Raw genomic sequence first — 20,486 nt, 5'->3', positions numbered from 1 at the left:
ACAATGAGAAGTTCCATAAAACTTAAAATTCAGATTGCAATCGCAGTCATTATTGCCATTGTTAGTGGCGTTCAAGCTTGGGTCTCCGTAAATCAGTTGCGTGATGAAACCACCTCGACACTGAGCAGAGAGATGGAAAACATCTCAGCATCAACCAATCGATACATCAGTGATTGGTTGGCGATTCGTAGTGAAATGATGCTAGCGAATGAAGATGTCATTCTCGATTCGACAGACGCAGATAGAGAGATGCTGTTAACCAAGCGAGCTGGGCAATTTCTCTCGGTTTATGCCGGCTTTTCTGATGGTTCAATTGCTTACGGTGATAAAACTGAATCGTGGCCAGCTGATTACGACCCACGAACCCGCCCTTGGTATAAAGATGCGATGGCAAAGTCTGGCTTAATAATCACAGAACCTTATCAAGATTTTGACGGCAGCATCGTTGTCAGCTTTGCCAAAGCCTTCAACCAAGGCAAGCAAGGTGTGTTAGCTGCCGATCTCGCGGTGACAGATATCATCGATGAAGTCCTAAATATTCAATTGGATAATGATGGATTTGCCTTTTTAGTCGATGGAAAAAACAACATCGTTGCTTACCAAGACGCCAAGCTAAGCCAGAAACCTTTAACGACGCTCAACCCTGAACTGAGTGCCGCTAGCATGAATAAACTGAGTCAAGACGCTCAGTTAGCGACCATCTCTTGGCCAAACCAAGGGGAAAAGCTCATTTACGTCGCCAAAGTACCAAACACGGATTGGTCATTAGGTATCGTTGAAGATAAGCAAATGGCTTATGCTTCTGTCTCAGAGCAAGTGACGTTTACGGCTATCGCTTCTATCGTTCTTTACTTGATCATCGCAGCCATCAGCACCTACGTCATCACTCGCTTACTCAAGCCACTTCAAACTCTCTCTACGGCTTTAGAGGAACTTTCTCAAGGGGAAGGTGACCTTACTCAGCGCATCAAGATTGAACGTATGGATGAGATTGGAGAACTGGCGACACACGTAAACCAATTTCTTGCTCAGATGCAAACCATGCTCAAAGGCATTGTGGAAAATAGTGAGCAGCTTTCAGCTCAAGCAAACCAAGCAAATGAACTCTCTGCAATGGCTGCTGGTCGAGTTGAACACCAGCAAAATGACGTCAACCAGATTGCAACCGCCATTCATGAAATGTCAGCAACCGCAGCAGAGGTGGCAAGCCATGCAGAACTCACTGCAAGTGCTTCTCAGAACTCGGCATCTGCATGCCAAGATGGGCAGAACGTGATCCAGAAAAACCGTGAAGCCATTGTAGAACTAGCAGAACAAGTAAGTGATGCCGCCAGCGTGATTTCAGAACTCGAGGCAAACACACAGAGCATCAACCAAATTCTATCTACTATTCAAGGTATTGCTGAACAAACAAACTTACTGGCACTTAACGCTGCCATTGAAGCTGCACGTGCCGGTGAGCAAGGCCGTGGTTTTGCTGTGGTTGCTGATGAGGTACGCGTACTTAGCCAGCGCACCCATGGTTCAACGGAAGAAATCCGCACCATGATCGAGACGTTGCAAGGTAATACCAAGCTAGCAGTAAACAGTATGCAAACCAGCACCAGTTTGGCAGACACCAGTGTGGACTATGCCCAACAAGCACACGACAGCTTGACTAGCATTACTAACTCAATTACTGAGATCAATGACATGGCAATGCAAATCGCAAGCGCCGCTGAAGAGCAGCGCGCGGTGAGTGAAGACATCAGTCGCAACACGCAAGGCATTAAAGACGATGCAGATATGATTGCCGAGCAATCACTTAAGAGCAGCGAAGGCGCACGCCAGATGTTCGACACCGCCAATACCATGCGTGAGAACATCAGTCGCTTCAAAGTGTAACCCCCCTCAAAAGCAGCTCAATGAGCTGCTTTTTTATTGCCACAAAGATACGCTTTTAGATCTTTATAGATTCGTGCATATTAAAGCCTCTCCCCCGCTCAACAAGGATGTCTCGCAATCATGGGTTATGAATGGCTGGCGTTATGCGCCGCTTTCCTATGGGCTGTTTCTAGCCTAATTTCTGTTGTTCCCGCTCAGCACCTCGGTGCGTTTGCTTATAGCCGTTGGCGTATGGGTTGTACCGCGGTGATCCTCTCAACGATGGCCTGTATAACGGGTGGCTGGCTCAGTGTCTCAACAGAACACGTAACACCGATGATGGCATCCGGTCTGATTGGTATTTTTATTGGCGATACAGCGCTGTTCGCTTGCTTGAACCGCATGGGACCACGCCAAGCAGGTTTACTGTTTTCTTGTCACGCCGTATTCTCCGCCCTCCTAGGCTACTTCCTATTTAGCGAAAGCATGACAGGGATAGAGCTTATTGGTGCTGCCCTAGTGTTCAGCGGCGTAGTGATGGCAATTTTCTATGGCCGACGCGGGCAAGCCAGCAATGCACTGGAAACAATCAAGGGCAACGTTTGGATTGGTGTTGGACTGGGTTTAACTGCTGCAATGTGTCAGGCACTTGGCGGCATTATTGCCAAACCAGTTATGCAAACCAGTGTCGAGCCGGTTGCCGCTTCTGCAATTCGTATGATCAGTGCTTTCATCGCACACTGCGTACTCTGGGTGATTGGCGTTAAAGTTGTACGTGCAACGCAAACCATCACCTGGAAAGTATTTGGCATCACCGCATTAAACGGCTTTTTAGCGATGGCGATTGGTATGACGTTGATTCTGTACGCGCTGCGTGAAGGTAATGTGGGTATGGTGGCTCTGCTTTCTTCAACAACGCCGATCATGTTGCTGCCACTACTGTGGGTTTACACCAAGAAACGCCCCAATCGCTTTGCTTGGCTAGGGGCTGCCTTAGCAGTTATAGGTACTGGAATCCTTGTGCAGTAGTCGAGCTCAATAGCTCAAAACTGATCGAGCACAGAATTACAGACATAAAAAAGCCCGAGTCGAACTCGGGCTTTTATCATTCTGAATCGTCAGTTAATTACTTAACTAGCACTTCACCAGACATTTCTGCAGGGATTTCTAAACCCGCAAGAGAAAGCATTGTTGGTGCAAGGTCAGACAGTTTGCCGCCTTCTTTGAACTCAACCGCTTTGTCACCTACGTAGATCAGAGGTACTGGTAGGTTAGTGTGAGCAGTGTGAACGCCGCCCGTTGCTGGGTCGATCATCATTTCTGCGTTACCGTGGTCCGCAGTAATTAGCATTTGACCGCCAACTTCTTTGATTGCTTCAACCACTTTACCAACGCTTTCGTCTAGCGCTTCGATAGCTTGCTCAGCCGCTTCGTAAACGCCAGTGTGACCAACCATATCTGCGTTCGGGTAGTTACAGATGATAGTGTCGTACTTACCAGACTTGATAGCCGCAACCATCTTCTCAGTTAGTTCTGGAGAGCTCATTTCTGGCTGCATGTCGTAAGTTGCTACTTTTGGAGAAGCAACAAGTTGACGCTCTTCGCCTTCGAATTCGTTCTCAATACCACCGTTGAAGAAGAAGGTTACGTGCGCGTATTTCTCTGTTTCAGAGATACGTAGCTGAGTTTGACCTTGTTTAGATAGCCACTCACCGTAAGTGTTTTCTAGAGACGCTGGTGGGAATGCGATTGCTAGAGGGATGTCAGCCGCGTATTGAGTCAGCATCACGAAGTTGATTGCTGGGAATACTGCGCGCTCGAAGCCATCAAATGCAGGAACGAATGCACGAGTGATTTGACGTGCACGGTCAGCACGGTAGTTCATGAAGATAACTGCGTCGCCATCTTGCATGATTGCGTCTTCTTGACCTTCCGCTTTGATAGCCGTTGCTTTAACAAACTCATCGTTTTCTTCACGAGCGTAAGCCGCTTCTAGACCTGCAACTGCAGTTTCAGCTGTGAACTCAGCTTTAGCTTGAGTTAGAAGATCGTAAGCAACTTGAACGCGATCCCAGTTGTTGTCGCGGTCCATTGCGTAGTAACGACCTACTAGAGAAGCAACACGACCTTTACCTAGTTTTGCAAATAGGTCTTGGAAACGTTGTAGTGAGTTTTCAGCACTACGTGGTGGTGTGTCACGGCCGTCTAGGAAGCAGTGTAGGTAGATTTTCTCAGCGCCACGAGCTGCAGCCATTTCAACTGCTGCGTAGATATGGTCTTCGTGAGAGTGAACACCACCTGGAGACATAAGACCCATGATGTGTACTGCTTTTTCAGCTTTTACAGCAGAGTCGATAGCTTCAACTAGTGCCGCTGTCTCAGCGAACTCACCGTCAGCGATAGACTTAGTGATACGAGTTAGATCTTGGTATACAACGCGACCTGCACCGATGTTGGTATGACCAACTTCTGAGTTACCCATTTGGCCATCAGGTAGACCGACGTCCATACCTGAAGCAGAGATTAGAGTGTTAGGGTTGTTCGCAATCAGTGCATCCATTACTGGTGTTTTAGCATTTGCAATTGCGTTACTTGCTGTGTCTTCACGGTAACCGTAACCGTCAAGGATAACTAGAGCCAATGGCTTCTTAGCAGACATAGTGATGACCTCATCAAATTTAAGTAACTTTCGGTGTAGAGCTTCGTTGCTCCATCTAACCTTGAAACAAAACTAGCGTAATTTTACTACACTTTTTAACCAAAACTGTAGGTTAAGATCAAATAATGTTTGCGATTTATTGTTGCTATCTTACAAGTTAGCAAGCAATCCGACCTAGTCAGCAAACGTGTTCCACAAGCATAGTCACTTTCAAGACGCTTTGTACCACCACCGAAATACTTTGGTGAAAAACTTTTTGTTGTGACCCATTGTGCGCCTTTTCGACCAGAAGTGAAGTCAATTACGCCGATTGAATTGATAGGAGGAAGTGATAATAAGATTGCATGAATGACAAGTTTGGAAGAGCTCACCGGAAGCGATTAGATCTCAATTATTCGTTAGAAAATTTTAACCCTCTCGCCTAAGACGACTATCCCCGCTATACTCCTGCTTTATTTTTCCGCCAACAGTGCAAGAGCTCAAGACATGCAAGAGTACATTGATTTTTTCCAACAGAACATGATTCTATCTTTGGTTTGGGTAGGCCTTCTTGTCGCATTTATCATGAACATCGTGAAATCAGCGACGGCTGCATATAAAGAAGTGAACGTAAACCAACTGACTCACCTAATGAACCGTGAAAACGGTGTAGTAGTGGATATCCGCTCTAAAGATGAGTTCAAACAGGGTCATATCACCGACGCACTTCACATTTTACCATCAGACATCAAAGCTGGTAACTTCGGTAGCCTTGAAAACCGTAAATCAGACCCAATCATTGTGGTATGCAAAACGGGTCAAACCGCTCAAGAAAGCGCAAACCTACTAGCGAAAGCTGGCTTTGAAAATGTAAGCCTACTGAAAAATGGCCTGATTGCGTGGAGTGAAGCAAACCTACCTCTAGTACGTGGTAAGAAATAACCTTCAAGCCCTGACAGGTATAAACTGAGTAAATAGAAAGCAGTTGAAGCACTAAGTTGTGATGCCTTGCACGTAATACGCGCTTCATCTAGTCATATTAGATTTGCTCAGTTAGTCTCAAGACATATTTAAGGGTTTAGAGGTATCTAGGCCCAACAAACGATTATTTAAGGATTTAAAAATGGCTGAAGCAGCACCACAAGAAGCACAACAAAACTTCGCAATTCAACGTATCTTCCTAAAAGATGTATCTTTCGAAGCACCTAACTCTCCAGTTATCTTCCAAAAAGAGTGGAACCCAGACGTTAAACTGGATCTAGACACTCAAAGCCGTGAGCTAGGTGAAGGCGTTTACGAAGTAATCCTACGTCTAACAGTAACAGTGAAGAACGAAGAAGAAACAGCATTCCTATGTGAAGTTCAACAAGGTGGTATCTTCACTGCGGACAAGATGGAAGCAGGTCAACTAGCTCATTGCCTAGGCGCATTCTGCCCTAACATCCTATTCCCATACGCTCGTGAAACTATCTCAAGCCTAGTTGTAAAAGGTACGTTCCCTCAACTGAACCTAGCGCCAGTTAACTTCGATGCGCTATTCATGAACTACCTACAGCAGCAAGCTCAGCAAGGCGAAGGCGAAGCTCAAGCGTAATTTAAACCGTTCTTGACGCACGACGGCAACGTGGTGTGGGACAATGTAAAAAGCGAAATCAAAATGCACAAAGCGTCCATCAGAAAGATGCATTGTGCATTTTTTGTTTCTGCCTTGTAATTAGGTGCGAATCGGCGCCATTTACAGGTGGTAATTACTTGATTTGGTATTATCATTCAGAAAAAACAACGATCAGGCGGTAGCATGACACAAGCAAATACGAACAATGCCTACGGTAAAGACATTGCGATGACAGTGATTGGCGCTGGCTCTTACGGAACATCTCTAGCGATTTCTCTCGCTCGTAACGGTGCAAATGTGATCCTTTGGGGTCATGAGCAAGAGCATATGGCTCGTCTTGAGGCAGATCGCGCTAACCATGAATTCTTACCAGGTATCGACTTTCCTGAAAGCTTGATTGTTGAATCCGATCTAGAGAAAGCGGTTCAAGCAAGCCGTGATCTACTCGTTGTTGTTCCAAGCCATGTATTTGGAATTGTGCTAAACAGCCTTAAACCATTCCTACGTGAAGACTCTCGTATTTGTTGGGCAACGAAAGGCCTAGAACCAGAAACCGGCCGCCTTCTAAAAGAAGTCGCATTTGATGTGATTGGTGAAAACTACTCTCTAGCCGTTTTATCGGGACCTACCTTTGCAAAAGAACTCGCAATGGGTATGCCAACCGCTATCTCAGTGGCTTCTCCCGACGCTGGCTTTGTTGCCGACCTACAAGAGAAAATCCACTGTAGTAAAACTTTCCGCGTGTACGCAAACAACGACTTTATCGGCATGCAACTTGGTGGCGCGGTGAAAAACGTTATCGCGATTGGTGCAGGCATGTCCGACGGTATTGGCTTTGGTGCCAACGCTCGTACTGCATTGATCACCCGAGGCTTAGCAGAAATGAGCCGCCTTGGCGCAGCGCTTGGCGCTCAACCAGAAACCTTTATGGGGATGGCAGGACTGGGCGATCTAGTCTTAACTTGTACAGATAACCAATCACGTAACCGTCGCTTTGGTTTAGCATTGGGACAAGGCAAGGATGTCGACACCGCTCAGGAAGAAATCGGTCAGGTAGTTGAAGGCTACCGAAACACCAAAGAGGTGTGGATGCTTTCCCAACGTATGGGCGTTGAGATGCCAATTGTTGACCAAATTTATCAAGTATTGTATCAAGGAAAAGATGCACACCTGGCAGCACAAGATTTACTTGCGCGTGACAAAAAATCAGAGGGAAAGTAGCACTCTAGCTCCCCTTTTTCCTCAGGAGAGGAAGGATAATAAAGTCGTAATAACACTGTCGGGACAAGGAAGAACCACTCAGGATATTGAGAATGAAGCACTGCGAAAAACAAAAAGTTTGGAATAAGATCGTATCTGAAGCCCGTGAGATGTCAGAACAAGAGCCAATGCTGGCCAGTTTCTACCACGCAACCATCATCAAACATGATAGTTTGTGTGCGGCGTTAAGTTATATCTTAGCCAACAAGTTAAACACCGCGTCTATGCCAGCCATGGCTGTTCGGGAAGTAGTGGAAGAAGCATTTGCTGCAGACCCTACCATCACCGATGGTGCCGCTTGTGACATTTGTGCCACGGTTAATCGCGACCCAGCTGTTTCAATGTACTCAATGCCATTACTATACCTAAAGGGCTACCACGCTCTACAAGGTTACCGAGTGGCAAACTGGCTGTGGAAGCAAGGTCGTCACGCTCTTGCGACTTATCTACAAAACCAGATTTCTGTAGCATGTCAGGTGGATATTCACCCTGCAGCGCGCATTGGTAGTGGTATCATGCTAGACCATGCGACCGGCATTGTGATTGGTGAAACGGCCGTTGTCGAAAACGACGTATCTATTCTGCAAGATGTCACCCTAGGTGGTACCGGTAAAGAATGCGGTGACCGTCACCCGAAGATTCGCGAAGGCGTAATGATCGGCGCTGGAGCAAAAATTCTTGGCAACATTGAAGTTGGCGAAGGCGCAAAAATCGGCTCTTGCTCTGTCGTGCTGCAACCCGTACCACCGCATACAACAGTAGCAGGCGTTCCCGCAAAAATTGTCGGTCGTCCAAAAACGGACAAACCTTCATTAGACATGGATCAGGGCTTTAATGGCAAATCGCAGAGCTTTATTCATGGAGACGGTATTTAAACACCTCTCGACTTTTTCTTAATGTTAGTGTGGTAGGTTGTAATCAAGTGAAAGAACGTAATTCTGTTGTCACCCGCTCTGCGGTTATTTTAGCTTGCGCATTATCTGCCACATTCTCCAGCTCAACTTTTGCAGCGAGCCAGCAAGAGTTAAAGGGCGTAAAAAGCGAAATTAATCGTCAACAACAGTCACTTACCTCCCAAGAAAAAAAACTGAATGACTTACAAAAGTCGTTAAAAGATCAAGAGCTTGGTATATCAAAGCTTGAGCGAGATATTAAACAAACGAAATCGGAACTCGCAAAAGCAGATCAAAATATCAATAAATTGGAAGAGAAGATTTCTCTGCAAGAAGCGCAACGCCAAGCCCAAGAGGAACAACTCAAACAGCTGATTCAAACCTACTATGTCACTGAACGAGCTAAAGCTAATGGTCACCTTTTAAATGAAGGCATTGAAGAAGACCGCATTAGTCAGTATTTCCAACACCTTGCTAAAGCTCGTTCAGAAGTCATTGATGCGATAAGCAAAATTACAGAAGAGTTGGCACACAATAGAAATCAGCTTGAGCTTGAAAAAACGCAAATTGAGAACTTGTTGAAACAACAATCTCAAAAGCGTGCGTCATTAGCCTCAACACAATCCAACCGAAAAAAAACGTTGGGGAACATTCAAAAGAACATCAAAGACGACAAGCGTTACTTGGCTGAACTGCAACGCAACGAAACCCGATTGAAAGCAGAAATAGCAAAGGCTGCCAAACGCAACGCCGTCCCGATGGATGGTATTGCTAAGCAAAGAGGCAAGCTACCGTGGCCTCTCAAAGGACGTGTTTTGCATAGCTTCGGTACCAAGCAAACAGGTCAAGTAAACTGGAAAGGCATGGTGTTATCTGCCAGCTACGGCCAGCAAGTGAAAGCGGTCTATTCAGGTACCGTGGTATTTGCCGAATACCTACGCGGTTACGGTCTAGTGGTACTTCTCGACCACGGCAAGGGTGACATGACGCTATATGGCTACAACCAAGCTCTGACTAAGAAAGAGGGCGACAAGGTTACTGCTGGCGAAGTGATAGCTCTCGCGGGGGATACCGGTGGTCAAGACAGAGCTTCACTCTACTTCGAAATCCGCCGGAACAGCGAAGCGCAAAATCCAAAATCTTGGTTAAAACGTTTATAACTACCGTTTGTCATTGCAGTTTATAAACCGATAATTAAATACAAAGGAGCCAATCGGCTCCTTTGTTGTATTCACATTTAGAAAAACGCTAGGCGTAATGAGTCTCTACTGCGTCGATAAAGGCACTGACATCATCTTTACTTAACGCATTGATACCCGCTGCAGCTTCTCGGCCGCCACCAGTTGGGAACTGCCCACACACAGCCACGGCACCTTGCTTGTTATTCAACGGTGCGCGAAGAGAAACCGTGTAAGTGCCATCAGTATTTTCAGTTAATACCGCATGCGCAGAGTCTGGGTTTTGGTTTGCAAGCCAGTTGCCATAAACGCCACTGATTCGGCGTGATGCCGCGTTGTTTGGCAATTCAAACAGCTTGAGCTTAGCGCTTTCATGAGTTGCTGGAATCGCTAATGCCGCGTCCATATCTTGCTGATAAGCCGATTGCAATTTGTAGTAAGGTGAGGCTTTATCTGCAATCACATCGAATGGTGACACGTATTGCTTCAACGCTTGGTACAAATCGGCAGGATGAAAGTGGAGGTCATCAACTTTAGAGCCGTAGCCGTTGTAGTTAATCAATGTACCCAGCTCTTTTAACTGCGCCTTTTGCTCTGCACTGAGTCCAACTTTATCTGCCAGCGCATCGGCTCTAGCAATCAAGTTATCGCCATAAGCGGCGGTGATTGCCCATAAATGGAAGCGACCACCTAATAATTGGTCAACTATCAAAGCAGTACAAATATTGGCATCAAGATCGATGTGCGCATCCAAATTACCATGCTGAGGTATCTCTCCCGCTTTGTGGTGATCTGCATAAAACACGTGTGCGCCTTGAGCCAAAGCTTGCTCTAGACCAGCCATGTTCTTTTCCATTGAAATGTCCAACACTGTTAGCTCATCGCCCGCTTGCACTTCCACTTTTTCCACCAGCTTGATGTCGCGCTTAACGCCCGTCACCAACTCAGCATCGATTGGGTCGGCTAAACGCAGTTGCAGTAATGCGATGATGCCGTCAGCATCGCCATTAAAAATGTCGTAGTTCATTGGTCGATAATTCCTGTATCGAGAGTCATACCCAACGGATGGTTTGGGCGTGCATGAATCCTATTGTGCGAAATGAGCACAGCAAGTCAACTCGAGGAGGGAGCTGAAAATGAGAGCTGCGCTCTAAACTTTAAGCGTAGAACCATACTCTCATTTTCTAGATTTAATAAGGAGGGAAAATAGTATTAACTGTGCAGTCGGCTCACCGCTTCTTCAAGCAGCAGTAGTTGTTCCATGCCCTGCTCGGTCGCCACAGGCTTAACCACGTTAAGCATTTGCAGCATGCCCTGTTTTACCATTTGCTCGGTGATTTCGGTCTTTGGAGACATTGCCGATTGGTAAGCTAACCAACTACACGCAATAAGGTGCAGCGTGCATACCAGTGACTTCAACTGTTCTTGGTCAACATTCAGCAGCTTTAACGCCACAAACTCTTGCATGATCGCAATCAGGTTTGCTTGCAGCTTCTCTTGAACATCCATGTATTCATCATGTAACTGCTCATCTCGAGACAGAATTTCTGGTAAGTTTGCGTAGAAAAAACGGTACTTCCACATCAAAGTGAAGATCGAGTCGAGGTAGCTTTTCAGCATGGTCAGACTTTCTTGAGAACCTTGGATTGGAGTAAATCGTTCTAGTAGCTCTGCAGAATAAAGTGCAAAGATCTCGCGTACGATTTCTTGTTTATTACGGAAATGGTAGTAGAGATTGCCTGGACTAATTTCAATATGGTCAGCAATGTGATTCGTCGTAATATTGCGCTCACCATGTTGATTAAACAACTCCAGTGCGGCATAGACAATTTTGTCGCGCGTTTTCATGGTTATCGTATTCCCTCTTCATTAACCTTTCGAGTATAGCGACTTCACTTTGGTAGGTCGATAGAGGGCAAAAATACAGCAACATAGCAGACCAGTTATACGCCAACAGCGCTTCTATTTTCGGCCGGCTATGAGCAATAACACTAAGCGATTGGGAATGGGAAAGCCGTCACTTGGTCAATATGATCACAACCCAATGCCAGCATGATCAAGCGGTCAACCCCCAGGGCTACACCAGCGCAATCTGGCAAGCCAGCTTCTAATGCACCAATCAAATGGTAATCGATCGGCTGTGGTTTCAAGCCCATTTCCAGACGCTTAGCGTTATCTTGTTCAAAGCGCGCCAATTGCTCTTTCGGGTTGTCCAACTCATGGAAACCGTTCGCCAGCTCAATGCCTTTGAAGTACACCTCGAAGCGATCCGCTACTCGGTTGTCTTGCGGATTGATCTTTGCCAGCGCCGCTTGCGATGCAGGGAAGTCATAAACAAATGCCGGAACTTGCTGACCAATCTTGGCTTCGACACCAATGCTGAACAACAATTGCAGCAAAGTATCACGGTCTTCTTCAGGCTCGGCAATATCACTCAGCCCTAGTTTAGCCGCCACCGCTTTTAGCTCTTGCATTGAGCCTTCTAGTGGGCACACGCCGAGCACATCAATAAAGGCTTGCTGGTAAGTCATACGCTCCGCTGCGCCACACTTCAATACTAGTTGTAGCAGGTCGTCCATCTCATCCATCAGCTTGTGGTGATCAAAACCAATACGGTACCACTCCAACATGGTGAACTCAGGGTTGTGGTGACGACCGTTCTCCTCATTACGGAATGCTTTGTTGATTTGATAGATACAACCACTGCCCGCAGCGAGCAAACGCTTCATGTGGAACTCTGGGCTAGTCATGAAAAACAGCTTGCTACCATCCGCATAACCAGGGCCGACAAACTCAGTCTGAAAGGTATGCAAATGGATGTCTGTCACTGTCGCGTGACTCATGGCTGGCGTGTCCACTTCCATCACCTGTCGCTCGGCAAAGAATTGACGAATGTCGGTGATCAACGCGGCACGTTGACGAAGTTGTTCCATAGACGCAGTAGGCTGCCAGTTGGTTTGCATAACAAAACTCTCAGTACATTAATGAGCGGGGAAAATAGCAATTTTGGCATGCTTTGCCTAGTTCATCGAGGGGGGAAATTGCTCAAATGTGATTGAGTAAATACGAATAACAATCGATTAAAATTGAAGCAAGCATTCCACGTTCTACAGTACAAAAAACATTCACAACTAAGCCTATTATCAATGATACTAATGTCGCGCAACAGAAGTGCAACATTGATAGAAATTACGTTTGTATGTCATGCGTTTCGTGCCGTGATAGCAGTCACATAACCTAGAATTTCTATGCTCTTGTGTGCATTACCGGAGAAAAAACCCAAATACATCAATTTTTCTGCCACAAGCCTCCCCTACACTAACCCTACTACTTTTGAGGGATAGCCCAAAAAGGCCTTCCTCACACCCACAATAACAAGCGGATTTCCGCAATCACACACTGGAGGATAACTGTGCAAATTATCACCACAGATATCGCAGTCATCGGCGCAGGCGGCGCTGGTCTTCGTACTGCTATTGCAGCGGCTGAAGCAAACCCGGACTTAGAAGTAGCACTTATTTCTAAAGTTTACCCAATGCGCTCCCATACGGTTGCTGCAGAAGGTGGCTCAGCAGCAGTTATCAAGGATGAGGATAGTTTAGACAATCACTTCAACGATACCGTTGGCGGTGGTGACTGGCTATGTGAACAGGACGTTGTTGAATACTTTGTAGAGAACGCGACTCGCGAAATGATCCAAATGGAGCAATGGGGTTGCCCATGGAGTCGTAAAGAGAACGGTGAAGTCAACGTACGCCGCTTTGGTGGTATGAAGGTTGAACGTACTTGGTTCGCTGCAGATAAAACTGGCTTCCACATGCTTCACACGCTATTCCAGACGTCGATGAAGTACGACAACATCAAGCGCTTTGATGAGTACTTTGTTGTCGACTTGCTTGTTGATGAAGGTGAAGTACAAGGTCTGATTGCAATCCACATGTCTGAAGGTGAACTAGTTACGATTAAAGCGAAGTCTGTCGTACTAGCAACAGGTGGCGCAGGTCGCGTTTACCACTGTAACACCAACGGCGGTATCGTAACGGGCGACGGCATGGCGATGGCTTACCGTCACGGCGTTCCTCTACGTGATATGGAATTCGTTCAGTACCACCCTACTGGTCTTCCTGGCACAGGTATCCTGATGACCGAAGGTTGTCGTGGTGAAGGCGGTATCATCGTTAACAAAGACGGCTACCGTTACCTACAAGATTACGGCATGGGCCCAGAGACTCCTGTGGGCGAGCCGAAAAACAAATACATGGAACTTGGTCCTCGTGACAAAGTTTCTCAAGCTTTCTGGCACGAACAACAGAAAGGCAACACCATCAAACACCCTCTTGGTGATGTGGTGCATCTAGACCTTCGCCACCTAGGTGAAGAGTACCTACAAGAGCGTCTGCCATTCATCTGTGAACTAGCAAAAGCTTACGTGAACGTTGACCCAGCAAAAGAGCCAATTCCAATTCGTCCAACCGTTCACTACACCATGGGTGGTATTGAAACCAACGGCGAATGTGAAACTCGCATTAAAGGTCTGTTCGCAGTCGGTGAATGTGCGTCTGTTGGTCTGCACGGTGCAAACCGTCTAGGTTCTAACTCGCTGGCTGAGTTCGTGGTATTTGGTCGCGTTGCGGGTGAACAAGCCGTGAAACGTGCTGCCGAATTCAAAGGCTGGAACGAAGAGTCTATCGCTGCTCAAGTGAAAGCGGTTGAAGCACGTATCGAAGCACTGATGAACCAAGAAGGCGAAGAAAACTGGGCAGATATCCGTACTGAAATGGGTCACACCATGGAAGCGGGTTGTGGTATCTACCGCCAAGAAGACTTGATGCAAGCAACCATTGAGAAAATCACTGAGCTGAAAGAGCGTTACAAGAAAATCAGCATCAAAGACAAAGGCAAAGTGTTCAACACTGACCTTCTATACGCTATCGAAGTGGGTTACGGCCTAGAAGTAGCAGAAGCGATGGTTCACTCAGCAATCCTACGTAAAGAATCTCGTGGTGCGCACCAACGTCTAGACGACGGTTGCACTGAGCGTGACGATGAGAACTTCCTGAAACACTCACTCGCATTCTTCCAAGAAGATGCAGCACCAAGCATCGACTACAGTAACGTGAAGATCACTAAATCTCAGCCAAAAGCACGTCTATACGGTGAAGCGGCAGAGAAAGCAGCTGCTGCAGAGAAAGCCGCTGAAGCAGAAGCGAAGAGCGCAGAGGAGCAAGCATAATGTCAGCAAACCGCATTCAAAAAGTAGACATTCTGCGTTACGACCCTGAGAAGGACGCGGAACCATACAAACAAACATTCGAAGTTCCATTTGATGAAACCATGTCCGTACTTGATGCACTTGGTTACATCAAAGATCACCTAGACAAAGATCTGTCTTACCGCTGGTCTTGTCGTATGGCGATCTGTGGTTCTTGCGGCATCATGGTAAACAACGTGCCTAAGCTCGCTTGTAAGAGCTTCCTACGTGATTACCCGAATGGCGTAACTATCGAGCCACTTGCAAACTTCCCAATCGAGAAAGACTTGATCGTTGATATGACGCCGTTCATCGAGCGCCTAGAAGCTATCAAGCCTTACATCATCGGTAACGACCGCAAACCAGAAGACGGCACAAACCTACAAACACCAGAGCAAATGGCGAAATACAAGCAGTTTGCTGGCTGTATCAACTGTGGTCTTTGCTACGCAGCCTGTCCTCAGTTTGGTTTGAACCCTGAGTTCATCGGCCCTGCAGCACTGACTCTGGCACACCGTTACAACCTAGACAGCCGTGACAACGGTAAAGCCGAGCGTATGAAGCTGATCAACGGCGAAAACGGCGCTTGGGGTTGTACGTTTGTTGGTTACTGTTCTGAAGTTTGTCCGAAGAGCGTAGATCCTGCAGCGGCAGTAAACCAAGGCAAAGTGGAGTCTTCTATGGACTTCGTGATTGCGATGTTGAAACCTGATGGTTCACCAAAGAAAGTGGAGGCATAAGGATGAGCAACCGTAAACCTTACGTTCGCGAAATAAAACGCACATGGTGGAAGAACCATCCTTTCTACCGCTTCTACATGGTACGTGAAGCAACGGTGCTTCCTCTGATCCTATTCACGATCTTCCTAACAGTCGGCCTAGGCTCACTAGTGAAAGGGCCTGAAGCTTGGCAAAGTTGGTTGGACTTCATGGCGAACCCTATCGTCGTAGCAATCAACATCGTTGCTCTACTAGGTAGCCTGTTCCACGCACAAACCTTCTTCAGCATGATGCCACAGGTAATGCCAATTCGCCTGAAAGGCAAACCAGTGGATAAGAAAATCATCGTTCTGACTCAGTGGGCAGCGGTCGCGTTCATCTCACTGATCGTTCTCATCGTGGTGTAAGGAGCTTTAGTAATGAAACCGAATTATAGTGTTAACACAGCACCAAAGCGTTCTGATGAGCCAATTTGGTGGGGTCTATTTGGCGCCGGTGGTACTTGGTTTGCGATGATCACGCCAATCACGGTATTAGTACTGGGTATCCTAGTTCCACTAGGCATCATTGATGCAGAAGCAATGAGCTACGAGCGCGTATCTGAGTTCGCGACTAGCATCATTGGTGCACTGTTCATCATCGGTACACTAGCACTACCAATGTGGCATGCAATGCACCGTGTACACCACGGCATGCACGACCTAAAATTCCACACTGGTGTGGTAGGTAAGATCGCATGTTACGCGTTTGCAGGCCTTATCTCTGCACTCGCAGTTATCTTTATCTTCATGATCTAAGAATCTGAAGAAAATGAAAAAAGCTGGCACCTCGCCAGCTTTTTTATTGCCTGTAACTCGTGTTTGAATGCCAAGCGCTACTCAATAAAGGTCGCGATTTCATCCAGTGACTTTTTGTGCATCGCATGTTCTGGAATGGTCGCATCTTCTTCCGGATAGCCCGTCACAATCAACATATATGGACGGTCGGCATCGTTGTCTCGCCCACAAATCTTGCTCAAGAAACTCATCGGCTTTGGCGTGTGAGTCAGCGTCCCCAGCCCTGCATTGTGCAGTGCTTGAAGCAAAAAGCCTGTGGCAATCCCTACTGACTCGTGCACGTAATAATTGGTTTGCTCCCCATCGTTACTCATGCCGCCCTTCTTCTGCGAAAACACCGCGATCAACCACGGTGCTTTTTCTAGATAAGACTTGCTGGCATTGGTACCTAGAGGTTTCAGTGCATCTAGCCATTCTTGCCCTGCTCTCCCTTCATAGAAAGAACGCTCTAACTCTTCGGCGGCTTGGCGGATCTGGCCTTTCACTTCCACACTATTAATCGCAACAAAATGCCAAGGCTGATGGTTTGCCCCACTCGGAGCTGTACCTGCCGCTCGAATACAGTGCTCAATGACTTCTTTCGCCACTGGGCGGTCGGAGAAGCTACGAATCGAATGACGGCGTTGAAGTTGCTCAAGATTATGTACAGCTCTTGCCGCCATTTCTTGCGGAGGATATTCCACAAAATCGATGAGTGGATGATGTTGTTCTTGAGTCGACATAGTGCTTCCTTGCGCTTGTTGGGTGTTGATTCACTATAGCCACAAATTTCACCCTCGCCTTTTAATCTTCATAAAATCAATGTGATATTGAGATAAAGCGCAAATATTCATCGACAAATGACAGGCAAAATAAGGAAGAGTGACAGGCAATAAAAAAGGCCGCCAAAGCGACCTTTTCCATATGATACGTTTGGGTGAAACTATTTCACACGACCTACGTATTCACCAGTACGAGTGTCAACTTTGATCACTTCGCCAATTGCGATGAATAGTGGAACACGAACAACAGCGCCAGTTGCTAGTGTAGCTGGTTTACCACCAGTACCTTGAGTATCACCTTTCAGACCTGGATCTGTATCTGTAACTTCTAGCTCAACGAAGTTTGGTGGCGTAACCGTAATTGGGTTACCGTTCCAAAGTGTGATCATGCAAGTGTTGTTTTCTACCAACCATTTAGCGTTTTCACCAACCGCTTTCGCGTCTGCAGCGATCTGCTCGAAAGTTTCGTTGTTCATAAAGTGGTAGAATTCGCCGTCTGAATATAGATAATCTAGATCGATATCCATTACGTCTGCCACTTCACAAGTGTCACCAGACTTGAATGTTTTCTCTAGCACTTTACCAGAAAGAAGTTTACGAATTTTAACGCGGTTGAACGCTTGGCCTTTACCTGGTTTAACGTATTCGTTTTCCAGGATTACACAAGGCTCGTTATCAAGCATTAACTTAAGGCCGCCTTTAAATTCATTGGTGCTAACTGTAGCCATTTTGTCCTCTTACATTCTTAGAGCTAAATTCAATGCCGCACATAATAACCCGAAAAGTCGAATCTGTTGAGCAAAACTGGCTCAAACAGTTAGCGAATGGGATCTCTGATCCTGCAAAACTGCTAGAAATGTTGGAAATTGATCCATCGCCATGGCAAGACGGGTTTGCTGCGCGCAAGCTGTTTGCACAGCGTGTACCGCAAAGTTTTGTCGATAGGATGGAAAAAGGCAATCCTTACGATCCACTTTTACGCCAAGTATTACCTTTGAGTGCTGAGTTTGAGGTACATGACGGTTATTCCAATGACCCATTGGACGAGCAAGATAACGACATCCCCGGACTACTGCATAAATACCACAATCGCGCTTTGATGATCGTGAAAGGTGGCTGCGCCGTAAACTGTCGATATTGCTTCCGTCGCCACTTCCCTTATCAAGAGAATAAAAGTGGTAAACAAGCTTGGAGCAAATGCCTAGAATACATGGCGCAAAGACCTGAGTTAAACGAAGTGATCTTCTCCGGCGGCGATCCGTTAATGGCCAAAGACGATGAGATTCACTGGCTATTGGAGCACATCGCACAAATCCCACATATCAAACGCCTACGTATTCACAGTCGTTTGCCTGTCGTGATCCCTGCTCGTATTACTGACGAATTGTGCCAGCTACTTCGTGCTTCTCGCCTACAGATCCTCTTGGTGACTCACATCAATCACGCCAACGAAATCAACGCTGAATTTTCTGCTCAAATGGCCAAGTTAAAGCAAGCTGGTGTGACTTTGCTGAACCAAGGTGTATTGCTGAAAGGTGTCAATGACAACGTAGAAGCACAAGTTGCCCTCAATGAGGCTTTGTTTGACAGTGGCATTTTGCCGTATTACCTGCACGTCTTGGATAAAGTACAAGGCGCTGCGCACTTCTTTGTTTCTGATGATAAAGCTAAAGAAATCATGCGCGGTGTCATTACACGTGTTTCTGGTTACTTGGTACCTAAGCTAGCCCGAGAAATCGGCGGCCGCCCAAGCAAAACGCCACTGGATTTGCACTTGGAGTAGCGTGTTGCTCGTATAGGATTTTATCGTAACAAATAAAAGCTTTTGTTCGATCGGACGGTCTTATCTATGCATACTCCGACAATCTTGGAGGTTAAGATGCAAGCAACTTTTGAACAATTATTCGATCTTGGCCCATTCAGCTGGCCTGCGTTAGCCTGTTGCGCCATCAACGGCTTAATGATCGGTATAGAGCGCCAAACTCGCGGTAAGCCTGTTGGTATTCGAACCGCAATTCTCGTTATCTCTGGTACTTACCTGTTTATGTCGATGGCGGTTTCACTCTCGCCAAACACTCTCGATCAAGCTCGCGTACTTGGCCAGATCATCACTGGCGTTGGCTTCTTAGGTGCAGGGGTGATGATGACGCAAGACGGTAAAATTCACGGCGTGACTTCCGCGGCAGTGATTTGGGTCTTGGCGGGGCTAGGGTTGATGATTGGGTTAGGCTACTTATCGCAATCGATCATCATTACCGTGTTGGCGCTGACCGTATTACTTGGCGTAGATAGAGCAGAAAACCGTGTTAAAGCGCTACGTCGTGGCGTACACCAGAAAATGCAGCAACGAAAAACGCCTACGCGTTTAATCAAATAAACAACACTATAAAAAAGACCCCGACATCATGCCGGGGTCTTTTTGTATCTGGTATTTATCGTAAGAGATCGCTTAATTTATTTCGCGAAGTTTACGATTGGGAAACACTTGAAGAAACCGTTGTCTGCACAGTTTAGAAGACCAATTTGCACACCGTCAATTTGGTCAGTCATGTTGAAGAAACCTAGCTGGAAGTTAGATTTTTTAGAGATACTTGCCAGACCGATATCTGCCATTGTGTAACCTTCAGAGTAGTTCACCGCACTCCAGTTCAAACCTTCAACGTTGTTAGTCACGTTTACCGCACCTAGGTTAAGACCGGTTGTTTGGCCTTGGTTCCAGTTGAATAGACCTAGCGAAACACCTTTCATTTCTTGGTTTACTTTAGACGCACCAAAGAAAAGGCCGAAGTTAACACCCGTTGTGCGGTCTGTTTCAGACATACCAAGTAGAGAGAAGTCGACACCTTTCACTTCGTTCACTTGACCGTGAAGAACCGCAAGACGAACACCACCAACAGAAGAGTTAGAAGGTGCGTTAGTGTTATCGATAGTCGAGAACATAACTGGCGTGCTGTCAGCAAGAGCAACAGGTGAAGCAATAGCGGCTGCAACAGCCAATGACGTCATAAGCTTTTTCATTTTCATCTCCATGGGGAATAATCACTTTACAACATAGTGTAATGTACAAATTTTGCGCCATTTTAACTCAATAAATGTTAGCTGGAAGTCATATTTAACTCTCTGACAAATAAAGCAATTAATTCATCATAATTATTTATCTGCATTTTCCCTGACGATTTACGCACAATACCCGCACAATTGCGTATTTTTATATCAACTTACCCCATTCTATTGCTCAGAATAAGTTAAGGAACTCAATGCCATATTGGAGGTAAAAACGAAGGTTAACCTTCTCAAACGCCTGCTTTTTCTCGCGCCAAAAACAGCAGATGCAAAAAAGCCGAGGCATCCACCTCGGCTTATCGAACTTTATCGGTAGTCTAGCTCAACGCTCTATGGCTTTAGAACAAGGAGAGCACGCGCAGTTTACGCTAGTAAATGAGCATGCTCGACGCAGTAATTAAGCCTTAGA

At 46.4% G+C, this 20,486-nt stretch carries 21 protein-coding genes; 14 read left to right on the top strand and 7 right to left on the bottom strand.

Going from position 1 to position 20,486, the window contains the following annotated elements:
- The first annotated feature begins 3 nt into the window (after positions 1–3).
- Together BSZ04_RS09285 and BSZ04_RS09280 are read left to right on the top strand one after the other, a co-directional pair.
- The gene (locus tag BSZ04_RS09285; protein WP_038884091.1) at positions 4–1,884 is read left to right on the top strand and encodes a methyl-accepting chemotaxis protein; all 1,881 of its coding nucleotides are present in this window, start codon (positions 4–6) and stop codon (positions 1,882–1,884) included.
- A 120-nt stretch (positions 1,885–2,004) separates the two neighbouring features.
- Entirely contained in the window at positions 2,005–2,892 is an 888-nt protein-coding gene (locus BSZ04_RS09280; RefSeq protein ID WP_088880276.1) for a DMT family transporter, read from the top strand.
- A gap of 97 nt (positions 2,893–2,989) precedes the next feature.
- On the opposite strand, the gene gpmM is transcribed toward BSZ04_RS09280, so the two are convergent.
- Positions 2,990–4,522, bottom strand: a complete 1,533-nt coding sequence (gene gpmM, locus BSZ04_RS09275; RefSeq protein ID WP_088880275.1) for a 2,3-bisphosphoglycerate-independent phosphoglycerate mutase — start codon at positions 4,520–4,522, stop codon at positions 2,990–2,992.
- Between the two features lie 486 nt (positions 4,523–5,008).
- Between gpmM and BSZ04_RS09270 the strand changes: the two genes are divergently transcribed.
- The 5 genes from BSZ04_RS09270 (at position 5,009) to BSZ04_RS09250 (ending at position 9,429) form a co-directional block, all read left to right on the top strand.
- Entirely contained in the window at positions 5,009–5,443 is a 435-nt protein-coding gene (locus BSZ04_RS09270; RefSeq protein WP_010444044.1) for a rhodanese-like domain-containing protein, read from the top strand.
- Between the two features lie 181 nt (positions 5,444–5,624).
- Positions 5,625–6,095, top strand: coding sequence for a protein-export chaperone SecB (secB, locus tag BSZ04_RS09265; protein WP_010444047.1), 471 nt, complete (start codon positions 5,625–5,627; stop codon positions 6,093–6,095).
- A gap of 204 nt (positions 6,096–6,299) precedes the next feature.
- Positions 6,300–7,337 carry an NAD(P)H-dependent glycerol-3-phosphate dehydrogenase gene (gene gpsA, locus BSZ04_RS09260; RefSeq protein ID WP_010444049.1) on the top strand — a complete coding sequence of 346 codons (1,038 nt, stop codon included), beginning with the start codon at positions 6,300–6,302 and terminating at the stop codon, positions 7,335–7,337.
- Between the two features lie 92 nt (positions 7,338–7,429).
- Positions 7,430–8,251, top strand: a complete 822-nt coding sequence (cysE, locus tag BSZ04_RS09255; RefSeq protein ID WP_038884095.1) for a serine O-acetyltransferase — start codon at positions 7,430–7,432, stop codon at positions 8,249–8,251.
- 47 nt (positions 8,252–8,298) lie between these two features.
- A complete protein-coding gene (locus tag BSZ04_RS09250) occupies positions 8,299–9,429 on the top strand; it encodes a murein hydrolase activator EnvC family protein (RefSeq protein ID WP_088880274.1) in 1,131 nt (376 codons plus the stop codon).
- Between the two features lie 88 nt (positions 9,430–9,517).
- Here BSZ04_RS09250 and BSZ04_RS09245 read toward each other — a convergent pair whose 3' ends face one another.
- From BSZ04_RS09245 to epmA, 3 genes are all read right to left on the bottom strand, one after another.
- On the bottom strand, positions 9,518–10,474 hold the full coding sequence (locus BSZ04_RS09245; protein ID WP_088880273.1) for an acetyltransferase: 957 nt from the start codon (positions 10,472–10,474) through the stop codon (positions 9,518–9,520).
- A 185-nt stretch (positions 10,475–10,659) separates the two neighbouring features.
- A complete protein-coding gene (locus BSZ04_RS09240) occupies positions 10,660–11,295 on the bottom strand; it encodes a TetR/AcrR family transcriptional regulator (protein WP_010444056.1) in 636 nt (211 codons plus the stop codon).
- Between the two features lie 143 nt (positions 11,296–11,438).
- Entirely contained in the window at positions 11,439–12,410 is a 972-nt protein-coding gene (gene epmA / locus BSZ04_RS09235; protein WP_088880272.1) for an elongation factor P--(R)-beta-lysine ligase, read from the bottom strand.
- 449 nt (positions 12,411–12,859) lie between these two features.
- On the opposite strand from epmA, the gene frdA reads away from it, so the two are divergent.
- The 4 genes from frdA to frdD are packed head-to-tail and all read left to right on the top strand — an operon-like array spanning position 12,860 to position 16,214.
- Entirely contained in the window at positions 12,860–14,680 is a 1,821-nt protein-coding gene (frdA, locus tag BSZ04_RS09230; protein ID WP_088880271.1) for a fumarate reductase (quinol) flavoprotein subunit, read from the top strand.
- Entirely contained in the window at positions 14,680–15,438 is a 759-nt protein-coding gene (locus BSZ04_RS09225; RefSeq protein ID WP_010444063.1) for a succinate dehydrogenase/fumarate reductase iron-sulfur subunit, read from the top strand. Before frdA ends, BSZ04_RS09225 begins: the two co-directional genes overlap by 1 nt.
- A 2-nt stretch (positions 15,439–15,440) precedes the next feature.
- Positions 15,441–15,824: a fumarate reductase subunit FrdC gene (frdC, locus tag BSZ04_RS09220; protein WP_038884101.1), complete on the top strand. Its 384-nt coding sequence runs from the start codon at positions 15,441–15,443 to the stop codon at positions 15,822–15,824.
- Positions 15,825–15,836: 12 nt separating this feature from the next.
- Positions 15,837–16,214, top strand: coding sequence for a fumarate reductase subunit FrdD (gene frdD / locus BSZ04_RS09215; RefSeq protein WP_009707853.1), 378 nt, complete (start codon positions 15,837–15,839; stop codon positions 16,212–16,214).
- Positions 16,215–16,291: 77 nt separating this feature from the next.
- On the opposite strand, the gene BSZ04_RS09210 is transcribed toward frdD, so the two are convergent.
- A complete protein-coding gene (locus tag BSZ04_RS09210) occupies positions 16,292–16,975 on the bottom strand; it encodes a nitroreductase family protein (protein ID WP_088880270.1) in 684 nt (227 codons plus the stop codon).
- Between the two features lie 200 nt (positions 16,976–17,175).
- Complete coding sequence (gene efp, locus BSZ04_RS09205; protein ID WP_005456976.1) at positions 17,176–17,742, bottom strand: elongation factor P; 567 nt, start codon at positions 17,740–17,742, stop codon at positions 17,176–17,178.
- Between the two features lie 32 nt (positions 17,743–17,774).
- Between efp and epmB the strand changes: the two genes are divergently transcribed.
- Together epmB and BSZ04_RS09195 are read left to right on the top strand one after the other, a co-directional pair.
- Positions 17,775–18,797, top strand: a complete 1,023-nt coding sequence (gene epmB, locus BSZ04_RS09200; RefSeq protein ID WP_088880269.1) for an EF-P beta-lysylation protein EpmB — start codon at positions 17,775–17,777, stop codon at positions 18,795–18,797.
- Positions 18,798–18,893: 96 nt separating this feature from the next.
- Positions 18,894–19,391, top strand: coding sequence for an MgtC/SapB family protein (locus BSZ04_RS09195; RefSeq protein ID WP_038884106.1), 498 nt, complete (start codon positions 18,894–18,896; stop codon positions 19,389–19,391).
- Between the two features lie 77 nt (positions 19,392–19,468).
- On the opposite strand, the gene BSZ04_RS09190 is transcribed toward BSZ04_RS09195, so the two are convergent.
- Complete coding sequence (locus tag BSZ04_RS09190) at positions 19,469–20,032, bottom strand: VC2662 family protein (protein WP_005425048.1); 564 nt, start codon at positions 20,030–20,032, stop codon at positions 19,469–19,471.
- A gap of 311 nt (positions 20,033–20,343) precedes the next feature.
- Here BSZ04_RS09190 and BSZ04_RS25370 point away from each other — a divergent pair, with 311 nt between their 5' ends.
- A complete protein-coding gene (locus BSZ04_RS25370; protein WP_269456893.1) occupies positions 20,344–20,478 on the top strand; it encodes a hypothetical protein in 135 nt (44 codons plus the stop codon).
- The last annotated feature ends 8 nt before the right edge of the window (positions 20,479–20,486 follow it).

The sequence above is a fragment of the Vibrio rotiferianus genome (genome assembly GCF_002214395.1).
Classification (GTDB): domain Bacteria; phylum Pseudomonadota; class Gammaproteobacteria; order Enterobacterales; family Vibrionaceae; genus Vibrio; species Vibrio rotiferianus.
The sequence above is the reverse complement of the archived record's forward strand: the minus strand, read 5'-3'. Positions and strand labels throughout refer to the sequence as shown.

Excerpts from the sequence above, each read along its gene's own strand:
- BSZ04_RS09285 (WP_038884091.1), top strand. The coding sequence starts at position 4 with ATGAGAAGTTCCATAAAACTTAAAATTCAGATTGCAATCGCAGTCATT.
- BSZ04_RS09280 (WP_088880276.1), top strand. The coding sequence starts at position 2,005 with ATGGGTTATGAATGGCTGGCGTTATGCGCCGCTTTCCTATGGGCTGTT.
- gpmM (WP_088880275.1), bottom strand. The coding sequence starts at position 4,522 with ATGTCTGCTAAGAAGCCATTGGCTCTAGTTATCCTTGACGGTTACGGT.
- BSZ04_RS09270 (WP_010444044.1), top strand. The coding sequence starts at position 5,009 with ATGCAAGAGTACATTGATTTTTTCCAACAGAACATGATTCTATCTTTG.
- secB (WP_010444047.1), top strand. The coding sequence starts at position 5,625 with ATGGCTGAAGCAGCACCACAAGAAGCACAACAAAACTTCGCAATTCAA.
- gpsA (WP_010444049.1), top strand. The coding sequence starts at position 6,300 with ATGACACAAGCAAATACGAACAATGCCTACGGTAAAGACATTGCGATG.
- cysE (WP_038884095.1), top strand. The coding sequence starts at position 7,430 with ATGAAGCACTGCGAAAAACAAAAAGTTTGGAATAAGATCGTATCTGAA.
- BSZ04_RS09245 (WP_088880273.1), bottom strand. The coding sequence starts at position 10,474 with ATGAACTACGACATTTTTAATGGCGATGCTGACGGCATCATCGCATTA.
- BSZ04_RS09240 (WP_010444056.1), bottom strand. The coding sequence starts at position 11,295 with ATGAAAACGCGCGACAAAATTGTCTATGCCGCACTGGAGTTGTTTAAT.
- epmA (WP_088880272.1), bottom strand. The coding sequence starts at position 12,410 with ATGCAAACCAACTGGCAGCCTACTGCGTCTATGGAACAACTTCGTCAA.
- BSZ04_RS09225 (WP_010444063.1), top strand. The coding sequence starts at position 14,680 with ATGTCAGCAAACCGCATTCAAAAAGTAGACATTCTGCGTTACGACCCT.
- frdC (WP_038884101.1), top strand. The coding sequence starts at position 15,441 with ATGAGCAACCGTAAACCTTACGTTCGCGAAATAAAACGCACATGGTGG.
- frdD (WP_009707853.1), top strand. The coding sequence starts at position 15,837 with ATGAAACCGAATTATAGTGTTAACACAGCACCAAAGCGTTCTGATGAG.
- BSZ04_RS09210 (WP_088880270.1), bottom strand. The coding sequence starts at position 16,975 with ATGTCGACTCAAGAACAACATCATCCACTCATCGATTTTGTGGAATAT.
- efp (WP_005456976.1), bottom strand. The coding sequence starts at position 17,742 with ATGGCTACAGTTAGCACCAATGAATTTAAAGGCGGCCTTAAGTTAATG.
- epmB (WP_088880269.1), top strand. The coding sequence starts at position 17,775 with ATGCCGCACATAATAACCCGAAAAGTCGAATCTGTTGAGCAAAACTGG.
- BSZ04_RS09195 (WP_038884106.1), top strand. The coding sequence starts at position 18,894 with ATGCAAGCAACTTTTGAACAATTATTCGATCTTGGCCCATTCAGCTGG.
- BSZ04_RS09190 (WP_005425048.1), bottom strand. The coding sequence starts at position 20,032 with ATGAAAAAGCTTATGACGTCATTGGCTGTTGCAGCCGCTATTGCTTCA.
- BSZ04_RS25370 (WP_269456893.1), top strand. The coding sequence starts at position 20,344 with ATGCAAAAAAGCCGAGGCATCCACCTCGGCTTATCGAACTTTATCGGT.